We start from the raw sequence: 13,894 nt of genomic DNA, 5'->3' as shown, positions 1-13,894 counted from the left end.
TAAAAAAGAGCTCCGGCTGGCGGGCCGGAAGCTCTTTGTACAGCGTACTGCAAGATGTGCAGTGGCCTAGAGGAGAATAACTCACCCAACTTATGCCAAGAGCGGGGTGGGTTATTTCTTTTGTTGAGAAGAAATAACAACTGCTATGACTGCCACGATTAAACTTCCAAAACCAATCATCAGACTGATTACCTCGTAAACAGTTAGCATCAAGCGTCACCCCCCTTCTAAAAAGGAGTGCCACTGCCACCCAGCTTTTTGCTGTACTTTTTTATTATAATATTCGTTTCTGTAATTGTCTAACTACTAAAGTGCCGCCAATCGATTTTGTTCAAGGAAATAGAGATATACACCTTTTACCTTTTCTCCGGTTAACACTTCCCAAGCATGCTTATAGAAATTTAGCTGACTAGTATAGAAATCCTGCAACTTTTCATAATCCTCGAGCTGCTTAGCGCGATCCGTTTTGTAGTCAACGATCATCCAGGTCCCATTCTTTTTGTAGATAAGGTCAATGATTCCTTTAACATAAAATGGATGATTATCATCAGGATCCAGTGTAATAAGTGAAAAGAGCTGTTGACTCTTTTCTACCTTTAATGTAAACGGTACTTCGGTTAGAATTTCTTCTGCCGCTTGTAATTCGTTCCAAAGTGATGACGACCTTAAATTATCCAAATAACGTTTTACTTCTTCTCCTCTTGTTATAGGGAGGTTAAATTTATTTAATGCGATATTAATATAATGTGACACGTCCATTCCTTGTACTACTTTATCAAAAATATCATGAATGAGTGTTCCCCACTGTTTTCCGCCGCCTGAGTCCCGTTCAATCGTTATTTCTGAAAAATCCTTTTCCTTAGTCGGTGTCCAATGATCATAGGTTTTAAGCTTGCTTTTCTCGAGCCAGGCATTTTTGCTGCCCGTTTTTGCTTGGTAATCACCTAGTGTAATCTCACAGGATGCATCATTCATTTCCAACCTAACTAGGTCAAGAATTTCAAGATCCTTCATGTTGTCTATTTCAAAAAGGATGTTCCAAGGATTCTTTTTGTTTCCTGCGTTTGAACTGATTACTAATGCCTTCTCTGCCCGAGTTGACGCTACGTAAATAATCCGAAGCTCCTCTTCCGTTAAATACGTCAGTTCCTCAGCCTTATGAGTCTCCCACTCTAGAGGAATCGCCACCTCTTTATTGCCATATCCATTTTCTACTGAAAAAGTAAAATACCCTTTTGATTGTTGGTCTTCCCGTTTAATATGCTGTGATAAAAAAGATTCCGGACTAATTGCCTTAATAGGATGGGCTAAAAAGACAATCGGCGCCTCCAGTCCTTTCGCCTTATGAACATTCATAATGCGTACGGCATCCGCCTCTTCTTCCATATTGGCAACAGCCGTTTTTTCAAATATCATATCGGTTAAGGTATTCACAACATGTTTATAGGTGGTATTCCCTGCAGCTTCCTGATTCCTTAAGGATTCGATCATTTGCAACAGACTTTTAAATGTCCGTTTGCAGTGACCATTTCTTAAAAGTAATGGATAAAATCCGATTTCTTCGATTATTTTTTCAATCGCAGCAGTAGGAGCTAGTTGACGAATAAACCTTTGACAAAGCTGCAATTTAGCCAAGGCATATTCAAACTTTGCTTTTGTTTCTGGTGCTAAACCAAGTGGCACATTTGCATAAATGGAAAAGCGGCCCTTGTTCAATCGCCACTGATACAATTCCTCATCGCTAAAGCCAAAGAAAATCCCTCTTAAAACGGCCAAAAAGCTGACTTCGTCGGTTGGTTCCAAGAATGATTTTAAGAGAATCCACAATTCTTGGAACTCTCTTGTCTCACCAATGATAACTTCACCGCTTATACTGACTGGAATACCAAGGTCTTCAATCATTTTTGCATAAACAGCGACTCCATCGTTATACCTGGTCAGTACCATAAAGTCTTTCGCCATATGTCCCTGAGCCATTAGGTTATAAATAGTAGATGCAATGTTTTCGGCGTCCTTTAGGATTACTTCTTCTTTCTTTTTAAAATCTGCTGGCACCGAAAGTCTTTTGATCCCAGAAAATCCATTTCCCAGATCTTCGTGATAAGAGATTAATGGGCGGTAGGCTGCTTGATAATCGGTTTCAAATTCGGGTAAGTGTTTTTCAAAAACTGCATTTAATTCTTTAGTAACCGTATCTAAGGTTCGGAAGTTGGTTGTTAGCTGGAGCACTTCCCCGTCATGCTCCTCCAGAAGCTGCTTGACGCGATTGTAAGTATCGATATCTGCCCGGCGAAATCGGTAAATGGCCTGTTTAGGGTCGCCGACAACAAATAAAGATCCCGGTTTTGGCCTACAGTTAGTCCAGTTTCTTTCGTTGATATTTTCACCTGTCAAAAAGAACATGATTTCTGCTTGAATCGGGTCAGTGTCCTGAAACTCATCGACCAGCAGGAATCGATATTTTTCCTGAAAGTAACCGCGAACTTCAGTATTTTCTTTCAATAGTTTAGAAGTATGCATCATTAAATCCTGAAAGTTTAACAAGGACCTTTGCTTTTTAAGAACCTCATACGTAAGTATGGCTTCCCTTATGAATCTGACAATCTTAGGATGACAGTATTCCTTCCATGCTTTAAGAAGCGGCTTGATTGTACCCTCGAATTCTGCACCAATTTTGTCAAAGTAAAAATTTGCATCCTCTTTTGAAAGCCAGCGGTTGTAAGTAGGTTTTAGCTTTTTATCAAATAAGCTGAAAATGCCGATGATGTCCTTTTCTTTTGGGGTATCAATAAACCGGCTTTTTTGCAGGGCTGTTACTATGGCCTTCTGCAGGGCATCGTACCCTTTATCCGGCTCCTTGTCAGGTACGCATTTTTTTGCCTCTTTAATGATTTTAATAAAAGACTGGTATTCCGAGTGTAACTCTGGTTTTTGGACCAAATTTGTTACCCATTCTACATCAGAACACTCCTTTAAACGCTTTATCCACGGAAACAGCTGGTCCACTGTTATGCCGATTTCATCTATTTCCTCAAACTGGCGGGGTGACTTATCCCTCAGGTTTTGTAAATAGAGCTGCCATGCTTCTTCTAATACCTCCATATCATCCGCTTCCTCAAGCTCTTTAAAGGTCAAATCAAGCTGAGCTTCAATTGGACGCTCACGAAGGAGCTTAGCACAAAAGGAATGGACCGTGCCTAAAAAGCAGCGTTCCAAATTTTGCAAGGCTTCACCTAATCGAAATTGAGCATCAATGTCGGTTTCTTTCTTCCATGCTTCCTCTAATTTTGCTTGAAAACGGACCTTTAACTCGTCTGCTGCCTTTCGTGTAAAAGTAATCGCGACTATTTCCTGAATCCGAGCCGTACCTGTATAGATAAGGTTAACCATACGGTCTACCAGACTGGTTGTTTTTCCAGACCCAGCCCCAGCTTCCACGAGAAAATTCGTTCCAAGTTCAAGCTTAATTTTATCGCGTGCTTCTTGATCGGGAATCCTTTTAGTCATAAGCTCTGACCCCCTTTAATTTTTGATTGGACTGCTTCATTACCAAGGTTTCTTTTGGATAAAAATGTCGCCTGCAAACCAGCTTATACTCACAAAACTTACAATCATTTTCGTCATCGGTCATCTCAAAATAACCGTGTTTGATCACATCAATTAATTTTTCTAAAATATCCAAACCCTTTGTTCTAAGGGCCGTGTCCTGTTTTCGTGAAAACCGCTCCGCCATACCTTTCACCGTCGGAAAATAATAGGCACTTTCTTCAACGGCACCATCACCAAGATTTAGATGCTGTTCAATGGCTAAGGCATAAATCAAATGCTGCAGTTGCCGTCCGCCCTTGAATTCTCCATTTTTCGCATATCCATAAGTGCTTCCTGTTTTATAGTCAATGATATGGTAATTACCATCCTTCGATTTATCGACTCGGTCGATAATTCCGGAGATTTTAAGCTCACCTGATGGAAGAGTAACAATCGCTGGTTCCTGATCGCCAATCCCAAATGAATATTCAAAATGAAGCGGATCGTAATTTTCACCATACCGCTCCTCTTCTTTTAAAAAGATTTCACAGCACGCTAAAATATCTTTTACTTCACGTTGGCAGACTCTTTCATTTGGAGGTGGAAGGATTTCTTTTTGCTGCTCGATTAAGCTTGCAACAATATCTTTGATCAAGTTCAAATGTTTAGCAACTGAAGGCTTTGAGTTTTCCTCCTTCAATGTTTTATAAAAAGTTTCAAAAATACTGTGCAGCAAGCTACCCCGGATTGCGGCATCTAGCCATTTATTGGCGTCATATGAAACATCCTCAACAGGTCTTACCTTTAAAACTTCTTTTAAGAAGTAGGAATATGGACACTTCGCCAGTGTTTCCAGCTTCCCGGCACTCATGGTTTTTTCATGATTTTGAAGCGGGTCAAATTGTGCTGCATCGATTTTTACAATCCCGTCGTATTCTGAATATCCATTTGAATGACGAGCTCTTTCGGCATTTAGACCATTAATGACATTGGGAAAGTGCTCCAAAATCCCCCGCGTCACATAACCATTTACATTTTTCGTTAATTTTTCATTCCAGTAATCTTTATCTTCAAAAATATCATCAGCAATGATAAAGGTAGGAAGTTTTTTTAGCTCTTTGAATTCCGCCTCTTTATTGCCAGTCAACAAGCGATAGCATTGTATGACAACAAATGCTGGATTGATGGCCCGATTATCGTTGATATCAAAATTGCAATAGCTGACCGTTACTCGTCCTGCAGATTGAGCTAAAACCTGAAGCAGGGTATATAAACTTTCTTGCCCTTTTTCGCGAAGCAACCTTAGATTGTTTCCAAGCCTTATTCTTTCTGTATCTAAAAGCATTGGGTCTTCGCTTGAATTTCCAGGAAACTTCCTATTATCTAAACCAACTAAAAAAATATTTGACCGACTGCAATAAATTCCATCCTGATAGGAAGAAACATGGAGATGACCTGGTTTTGGACGTGATTGATTGACCCGTATAGAAAGTAGGGAATCCCTTACCTTTTCAATAACCTCATAAGTTGGCAACGTTTCATCTGCATAAGGTAGGATTCTTTCAATCGCCTCAATTAGTGCTGATTTTGATAATTCATCGAGGGCCGATCCTGTTTTACAATTATTTTCAAGTATAAACCTTATCCCTGTTAAGCATTTTTTATAGTTAATGGTCGCATCCATTGGAGGAAGGTTTTTAAAAATGGTTTTAAAACTCATCCATACCCATGTATGTTCTTTAATATAGTTTTCAAGTGAAGTATTTTTGGAATCTTGGAGTAATTTTTGAGTCAATCGATCGATTTCATTTCCAAATTGTTTATCATAGCGTTCAGGTGACCATCCTATTTGAAGATCCCTAAGGATTTTTGCTATTTTCGCTTTGGAAACAATCATTTTATCCAGTTCAGCAAATCCTGAATTAATAAACGGGACATTCTTCCCAAGATCAATTAAGCCTTCATTTAACAAATCCAGAAAGACTTGTACACTATAATTGGACTGAATCCACTCCAACAGCACTAAAGTCAGCCGGCCTGGACGACTAAAGGTAATAGGAAGACCGTCTCCAAAAGTAATAGGAAGTTCTATCTTTTGTGAAAGTTGATAAAGCAGGGTTATGTAGGCATCACCGCTGGTATAAAAAATGACACTTTCATCTAATGGTTCATCTGTCATTTTTATTTTTTCTAATACCTGTTTTATTTCCAACTCTTCTGTTTTTGCCGTAAAAAGGTGCAAATCTGCTTCTCCTCTTGCATTATCCTGTTGGTAGAGATAGCTAAGTGGAGTTGGGTCAGCAAAGCTAATGGAACTAAGACTTGTCCTTTCAGGGGTATTGATACCAAATACAGGTGCGAGCGGAAGTTTATTGTGCGTTTCAGGCAGTATTTTACTAAGGAATCGTTCTTCCAGGTACGAAAGCTGAAGATTCGACTGTAATATAAATACAACTTGATCATTTATTTTTACATGTTGGTTTGCTTTTGTTAAAAGTTCAGCACGGTCGATAAATTCCAGACTGTTTATCCTTTCTTCATATGCTGAAAGAATATTGTCCATATCCTCGGCTTTGATAGGAGTTATGAAGGCATCCTTTTCTAACGTATCTAGTGTATAACCTGCTAGGCGAAGGGTTTGTATGGTTTTATAGATGGCATGGCTAAAAGAAGGGGTAATCTCCATCCCTTCAAAGTATTGAAGTTTCCCTTTTTCCTTTAATTCCTTTAGCAAACTGTACGTTAATTGAACCCCAATGGAATGGTCCAAAAGCTCGATCTCCTCGTTAGAGTTCAATTCAACTAGATTTCGCGCAAGGTCGGTCACCGTTTTATACTTTAGATTAATGGCTTGATGGCCTTTTTTTACGAATGCTTCATTGATTTGCTCCCCAATTGAGTGAGAATCGACAATGACAATTTTTTCATTAAAAATATATTTGGTACAAATTTGGTTTAATTCATTTACTAGTGTTATCAAAGGATCACCACCATATTTTATCTACTAGTTTATTATCCCACATTATTTACCAATGGCATTACCAAAAATGGGAAAGGTTTATGAAATATGTATAAAGGGTTGATTTTGCAGCCAATTATCTCAACATAAATTTTAACATATTGGAAATAATAACCTCGATGAACTTTGAGAGGATGGGATAACGGATGTCGTTAGAATGGTTTGATAGAGTTTGCGGGGAATTGCAGGACCATCTGGAGTCTATTTGTGAAGAATATGATCAAGTAGGCCAAATGGCAATTGAAAGAGCCGCTAAACATCCAAGGATTGAATTTTTCGTTGAAACAGCGGATACAGAATCTGATGAACTTGATCGTGAATATTTTTGCTCCCTTTTCTTTGATCCGCAAAACGAAGAGTTTTACATTGATACCTTTGATGTTGACAGTGGTCACACTGCAAAAATCATCCTTTCTGATATCGAGGAGATTATCGAGGAGGTTCACGAAAGCCTTCATGATTACATGAACGGTGAGGATCATTATACCGATGACGGGGTTTATCTTCAGACAGATGAGGTCTTTGAAGATGAAGAAGCTTGTGAATCTGTTGACGACGACGAGTATTACCAGGCTGAACAAGTGAACAGCGATGACATCTTTGAGGAAATTGATGTTGATTGGTCTACACCTGAAGTTACGGCTTTTAAGCATGAGGATGAAGTCGAAATCACCTATCAATTTGGTGTCGTGCAAGCAACTGGGGACGGTGTCCTCAAACGGGTTAACCGAATTTGGACCACTGAGGATGAGTTAATCAAAGATGAATCTCATTTTATTTTTAGTAGAGAAGAAGCAAGTACGATTATTGCGATGATTGCGAGTCATATGGATCAATTAAGTGAGTTTAATTTTGATGATTATCAATAAAAGAAGGGAGCATGCCGTTAATGTGCATGCTCCCTCTTATTATTCACTCCATTATTGGCTGGCTAAAAATGTGACTATCCTATCTTCTATTTTCTTGCCCTTCGACTCATCTAGAAGGTTGTTTAACAAAATGGAAAAAATTAATGTTTTTCCACTTTTGGTATGTACATATCCTGACAATGAGCTGACGGTAGAAATTGTGCCAGTTTTGGCTCTAACTCTTCCTTGAGTGTCCGGATTTTTCATCCTATTTCTTAGTGAGCCGCCTACCATTTTGTCATGGATGCCTGATAATGGCAGTGCATTAAGATAGGAGGAATACCATTTTTGCCTTTGTACATTCCATAACAGAAGCGATATTTGGTTAGCTGAAATCAAATCCACATGGGAAATTCCTGACCCATCTCGTATTACCATTGTCCTCGGGTTAACACCTAAATTTGTAATCTCTGTCTTTAGTACATCTAATCCCTTCTCCCAACTTCCCTCCCCTTTCACTACCCTCCCCATTTCTTTAATTAAACCTTCTGCATGAACATTGTTGCTCAATTTTAAAAAAGGGACTAATAGCTTTGAAAGTGGCATGGAATGATGAGTGTATAAATTTCTTGCTTTTTCAGGCACCCTGCCAGATTTTATTTTCCCCGCCAATGTAATTCCATGATTAGCTAAAGACTGTTGGAAAAGTGTAACCGCGTAACGGGTAGGGTTCCACACACCAATCCATTCTTTTTCAACTCTCGCTTTTATAGGAATGGTTCCTTGAATGATAATGGTATTTGTCGCATGCTCCCGTTCGACGGTAAGTTTCTTTCTGCCATCCTCTTGCACTGTAATTGCCTTGTTTACTATTTTCACATAGTCCGTTTTCGGGGTAATTTTCACTATGGGTTTGTCCCATCTATGGATTCCTGGCCGAACCTCCACTTTTATAGACCCTGTATCGTAGTCGGTTGTCGGTGAAGCAGTAAGAGCTGATACTTGCGCGCCGTAATAGGCGGTTTCGTCACTCCAGGGCAGATCAAGTGAATAACGTACATCATCGTACCAAGAATCATCACCTATTAAATTTCCCTTTATTTTTTTGATTCCTAGTTTTTGAATCTCTTCAGCCATCTCATCGAAATCCGTTTTTAAAAGTGTCGGATCACCTTTTCCTTTTAAAAACAAATTTCCTTTAAGTGTATGCTTTTTCACTGGGCCGTCAGCATATATTTCGGTCGAAAAAGTATGGTTTTCACCCAAAACGTTTAGAGCAGCGGCTGCTGTTAATAGCTTCATATTAGAGGCAGGCCGCAGCCTTACATCACCTTGATGCTGATAAAGAATTTTCCCATTTGCAGCAGAGCGAATGCTTATCCCAGCCATTGCCCCTTGCAATGCAGGGTCAGTAGATAGAAGTTGATCAATTTGGCTTCTCAAAGAAGAGGTGTTTTCATTTGCAAATACCGGCTGATTATTAGCAACTGTTGTTACGGATAACATCATAAATAAAATTACCTTACATTTATTAAGCAAACTCTTTCCAGCCTTCCCTTTTTTCTTTAAGTTTGTCCAAAATGTTCCAAAAGATGAAAAATTGATTAAAAAGTAGATAATTTATAATATTTCTCCTATATTTAGGAGGAAAGATATTTTTTGTGAGGTGACTAATCATGGCCGTACTTACGGAATGGAAAACTTTTGATGGAAAAAACAGCAAGTGCAGGGCATATTTTGCTTCCATCGGGCCTGCAGTTGAATTGCGCCCTACCGTTATTATCATTCAGGAAATCTGGGGTGTAAACAAACATATCCAAGAAGTAGCAGAGAGGTTTGCCGCTGCTGGTTATGTAGCCATTGCTCCAGATTTATTTGCAATTGAAGGGATCCCACCTGAAGAACTAAGTGCTGAACGGTTAGAGGATGCGAAAGAATTTTTACATTCAATTCCCCATTCTTCATGGTTCAATCCGGATGAGCGGGAAACCGAAATCCTAAAGCAGCCTTCATCACGTCAGGAGAACCTCAGATCGACATTAAATGGATTATTTGGCTTGTTAAATCCTTCGAAATCCCAGTCCTTAACTGGAATTTTAACAGACACGGCTGATTATGCCAGAACTTCATTTGAAAAATCAAAAGGAATGCCAGTCACTTCCGTTGGTTTTTGTATGGGCGGGGCCTTATCGGCGGTTTTAGCTACATTAGATAGGAAACACTCCGGTTCGGTTGTGTTTTATGGCCGGCCGCCTCAGCAGGGCATTCCGAATATTAATTGCCCGATACTTGGTTTTTACGGCGGAGAGGACCCAAATATTACAAATTTAGTGCCAGGTTTTGAGGAAGAAATGAAAAAGAACGAAAAAACATTCGAAGTGGTCATTTATCCTGATGCAAAACACGCATTCTTTAATGATACGAACCCAACTTATCACGTCACTCATGCTCGTGATGCCTTTGCACGAACGCTTAACTTTTTAAATCAGGTTGTAAAATAGGTATTTAGAAAAAAAGCATCGGTTTTCATAGACCGATGCTCTTTATTACTTATAATCTAGGATCAATCGGTTCCGCTTCTAATGCCAATACCCCTAATACACATTCATGATATCGTTCCAAAGATTCTCTTTTGACAAAACGATTTACTGCTTCAACACCCAATGCGAATTCCTTTAATGCATTCCTTTGTTTTTTACCAGCTTTGCGGAGCTTTAACCGAGTTAAATTCTCAGGCTCCAAGTAATCGATTCCGTAAATGATGTGCAAGTATTTCCGGCCTCTGACTTTGATGGCTGGCTGCAAAAGCTTCCCTTTATTACGCGCCACAACTGACTCCGGTTTTACCACAAAGCCTTCATGACCATCTTCTGTCATATCCTTCCACCACTGAATCGCAGTCTTCATCGAATCTTCATCCGTTACCACCTGATACTCCGTTTCCACGAACAAAGAGGATATCTCGCTAAATTCTTTATTTTTTTCCATATGCCAGGTATGCGGCTTATTGAAAAAGGTCTCGATGCTGTGGGCTAATGTATGGAAAGGTGCAATTTGAATTCCTTCCAGTCCTTCCGTTACCCAGCAGTATTTTTGATAAACCTCATTAAAAACAACTGCATTTTCAATCTTTTCATCTTCTTCTCGCAGCCAGTCAACAACGTCATGGCCATTTTCATATGCTTTTTGCAGTCCGGCCCTTAATTTATTTCTATCAAACAGTGCCATTTCGCCAACATGTGCGTATTGGTTCATGATTAGCTCTTTTGCTTTTAAATTCCACGGAAGGATTTCCGCATCAAGCAAAACGAAGTCGGTGTTGTATTTTTCAAAATAGCCAGCTAGGTCTTTATTCAATACCTCAAGAATTTGTGCCTCCAGTTCTTTTTGAAAAAAAGCCCTTCCGGTTCTTGTATAAATGGCCCCTAATGATTCCCTGCCAATGTATTCCTTGGCTGCTTCCTTATTTTTATATAGAAACAATATTCCACGGCTGCCCATATGTTTTTTCTCCACAACCATCGTGTCCACGCCATTGGACTGATAGTATTCAAAGGCTTCCAACGGGTGCTCCAAGTAGCCTTCTAAACTCGATGGTTTTGGTGTCGGGCTCATCGTCGGCGGCAGATAAATGATTTCCTCAAGAGGTAATGTGTAATGGGAAAGGTCATCCAAAGCGGATTTGATTCCCTCTTTGTAAATGGCTATTTCCCCCATTTGCTCCGTTAACACAGAAAAGCCATTGATAAATTTTCCAAGGTTCGGCGGTGAGAGCCGTTTTCTTTCCCACTCACGAAGTGGATTGTCCGGAACATTGGCATAATCCTGCTTTGCCTCAACGGATACAAATTGTTTTTCGGGATAACGATAAGCAGTTAATCGGCCCCCAAATACTACACCTTGGTCGATATTCAGGGTATTATTGACAAGCAGCGGCTGTGGTTTGGGATCATGACCCCAGATAATTAATTCACTAGATTGATGACCGATGGTCCAATCTTTGCGGATTGGCTTACCATTTTCATCCAAACCATCTGAATCACCATATCTGCAAAAATCAGAGATCCGCTGCGATTGTTTGCCAATATAATGATCTCTTATTCCAGCGTGTGTGGCGACCGCAATCTTTACTCCTTTTTTTTCAATGATTAAATGCGATTTTGCTGCTAAGAGTAATTCTTTGAATTCATACTTTAAATGGTCCGAAGCTTCTTTTCCAAATGTTTTTTCATATTCTGTAAATTCAGCAGCCAGCTTCTCATCTCCATGTGCGAGCTTTACACTGCGGCCATCGAGCCAACGGGCAATCTTCCAGCCATGGTTACTGTCAATCATATAGGCGAGCCGCGCTTCCACATGTTTTTTGAAAAATTGCAAGGTTTCCAATGAACGTGGTCCGCGGCTCATAACATCACCTAAAGATAATATCTTTCGTCCCTCAGGATGTACATAATACCCTTCTGTATTTTCTTTATAACCCAGTTTTTCTAATAGTTCCATAAATTCCTCAAAGCAGCCATGAATGTCTCCGATAAAATCAATGCCATTTCCAAGGTTCACAAGCAATGAATTCTGCTGACGCCCCAGCCCAAGTTCCTTGAGTTCTGCTTCATTTAAAATATATGTTCGATGAAAGCCTTCTTTTTTTATAAATTTAAAGGTCCGTTTAAATTGCTGATATTGCTGTTTGATACGATTCTTTCCGCGTGGGTTATCACGATGCTCATCACGTGTAAGGAGCTCTTTTTCTGAAACATTGAAAACAATCGCTACTACTGGAACATGATATTTCTTGCCCATACGTATATAGCGTTCACGATCGTCTTCTTTTAAATGGGTAGCATCAATAATCGTTAATTTATTTAAACGGCACCGTTTCCCAATCAAGTAGTCCATTGTATCGAAAGCTTCGTTTGAGATGCGAAAATATTCATCATAAAGGACATCTGCTTCATCCTTTGGCCGCTGATTCCAATTAACAAATTCAACATCGCTGACGAGTACACGAAATTGGTCTGAGCTTATCACCTCGGAGGATAGAATACTTTTTTCATTCACTAACCGGTTTAATAACGTCGTCTTGCCGCTATTTGATGGTCCGACCATTAAGACGATGCCAGCGTATGGTAAATATATCTTTGTCATGAGTGCCCATCCCCCTTTCTAGTGAAAATTGCCATTTGTGTTGGGTGGCCATAGGTTGGATGCTCCTCACCTATTCCTTGATAACTCAATTGGTATGGAAACAGACTCGACCAATCCTCACAATTTCTCTTAAACTCTTTTCTAGTCCACTCAAAACGATGGTCAGTGTGTCTCATTTCTTCCTTCATTTCATAAACAGCATTGTATTCCTGGTTTGGGGTAGTCACAATCAGCACGCCTGGCCGATAATCTTTAAGGATGGTTTCGAAAATTTTAGGCAGCCGATGTTCATTGATATGCTCGATCACTTCACATAAAATCATAACATCCTTCTTGCTAAGGCGCTCATCATAATAAAATAGTGAGCCTGTTACTGAAATTGGCTCGAGAAATCCATGTTTTCTTTTAGCCAGTTCAAACCTTTCGATCGCCCTTAAACGTGCTCTATTGGATGGTTCCACAGAAATGATCTCATTTATTCCATCCACAAATCCTAGTTGAACCGAAAGCTTTCCTTCACCTGCCCCCAGGTCGACAATAAATTCTTTTTTTTCTAATGCTTTGACATAATTTAGGATTGCTTTATAGCGAAGGTCATTTAACCGAATTTTAGATGGTTCATCTAATTTTTCAGAGTCCGTTTCTTTTTCATAGAATTTGGATTGGGAAATCATGTTTTGAAAGCGTAAAGAGCGCTTTAAAATTAATGCTTTAAATGGGTGTGATTCTAACCACCCTTCTCCATAACGGTCCAGCTTTTCAATTTCCCTTTCATCGATAAAATAATGTTTATAGTTATCCATCACGGGAATTAGAATGGAAACATGCCTTAATGCCATTTGAACGGTTTGTATACCATATAATTTAATAAACCTGGCGGAGCTTTTTTCACGTATAAAGCTTTGACTCCGTTCAATCTCTACCCGATAACCAATTGGCTCAAATAATGCTGCAATTTCCTGATCCCGTAGGTCAGAAGCAATTGGGCCAAATGCCAGTTCCATTTCAAACGGATGCCCCACCCAAACTTCATATTCTTCTTTCGGCTTCCCATTTAACGCTGTTCCTAAAGCCTTACGGATGGAGGAAACAAAAATACTGCTCGCAGCAAATTCGCGGTCATTTATGTAATGGGTGATATCATAAAGGTCCGGTGAATTTTTCACTAATTCAATTGGGTCTGGCTTTACATAGATTAACACTTGAACCTCTTCTGGCAAGAATTTGGGATAAACAATTCGAACGGTCAATCCTTTTTCACCTCGTTCATAGAGGTTGTTAGGATTTTTGGCTAACAAATGGGACACCACTTCAGCATCGGTACCTTTCACTGTTAATAATAGCTGCATTTTTA

8 protein-coding genes are annotated in these 13,894 nt (G+C 39.6%); 2 read left to right on the top strand and 6 right to left on the bottom strand.

Annotated features, from left to right (window positions below; all coding sequences use genetic code 11):
• Positions 1–111: 111 nt before the first annotated feature.
• The 3 genes from AC59HZ_RS15080 to AC59HZ_RS15070 form a co-directional block, all read right to left on the bottom strand.
• Positions 112–210, bottom strand: coding sequence for a putative holin-like toxin (locus tag AC59HZ_RS15080; protein WP_223590929.1), 99 nt, complete (start codon positions 208–210; stop codon positions 112–114).
• Between the two features lie 96 nt (positions 211–306).
• Positions 307–3,507, bottom strand: coding sequence for a UvrD-helicase domain-containing protein (locus AC59HZ_RS15075; protein WP_496546628.1), 3,201 nt, complete (start codon positions 3,505–3,507; stop codon positions 307–309).
• Positions 3,500–6,508 carry a PD-(D/E)XK nuclease family protein gene (locus AC59HZ_RS15070; RefSeq protein ID WP_496546627.1) on the bottom strand — a complete coding sequence of 1,003 codons (3,009 nt, stop codon included), beginning with the start codon at positions 6,506–6,508 and terminating at the stop codon, positions 3,500–3,502. Before AC59HZ_RS15070 ends, AC59HZ_RS15075 begins: the two co-directional genes overlap by 8 nt.
• A gap of 185 nt (positions 6,509–6,693) precedes the next feature.
• Here AC59HZ_RS15070 and AC59HZ_RS15065 point away from each other — a divergent pair, with 185 nt between their 5' ends.
• The gene (locus tag AC59HZ_RS15065; RefSeq protein ID WP_496546626.1) at positions 6,694–7,416 is read left to right on the top strand and encodes a hypothetical protein; all 723 of its coding nucleotides are present in this window, start codon (positions 6,694–6,696) and stop codon (positions 7,414–7,416) included.
• A gap of 51 nt (positions 7,417–7,467) precedes the next feature.
• On the opposite strand, the gene dacB is transcribed toward AC59HZ_RS15065, so the two are convergent.
• Positions 7,468–8,904: a D-alanyl-D-alanine carboxypeptidase/D-alanyl-D-alanine endopeptidase gene (gene dacB, locus AC59HZ_RS15060; RefSeq protein ID WP_496546625.1), complete on the bottom strand. Its 1,437-nt coding sequence runs from the start codon at positions 8,902–8,904 to the stop codon at positions 7,468–7,470.
• A gap of 167 nt (positions 8,905–9,071) precedes the next feature.
• On the opposite strand from dacB, the gene AC59HZ_RS15055 reads away from it, so the two are divergent.
• Positions 9,072–9,896, top strand: coding sequence for a dienelactone hydrolase family protein (locus tag AC59HZ_RS15055; protein ID WP_496546624.1), 825 nt, complete (start codon positions 9,072–9,074; stop codon positions 9,894–9,896).
• Between the two features lie 49 nt (positions 9,897–9,945).
• On the opposite strand, the gene AC59HZ_RS15050 is transcribed toward AC59HZ_RS15055, so the two are convergent.
• Both AC59HZ_RS15050 and AC59HZ_RS15045 read right to left on the bottom strand, forming a co-directional pair.
• Entirely contained in the window at positions 9,946–12,540 is a 2,595-nt protein-coding gene (locus AC59HZ_RS15050) for a polynucleotide kinase-phosphatase (protein ID WP_496546623.1), read from the bottom strand.
• Positions 12,537–13,889, bottom strand: a complete 1,353-nt coding sequence (locus AC59HZ_RS15045) for a 3' terminal RNA ribose 2'-O-methyltransferase Hen1 (protein ID WP_496546622.1) — start codon at positions 13,887–13,889, stop codon at positions 12,537–12,539. Before AC59HZ_RS15045 ends, AC59HZ_RS15050 begins: the two co-directional genes overlap by 4 nt.
• Between the last annotated feature and the right edge of the window lie 5 nt (positions 13,890–13,894).

This window comes from Neobacillus sp. DZ-9, from assembly GCF_059587065.1.
This window is presented reverse-complemented; position numbering and strand designations above follow the sequence as displayed.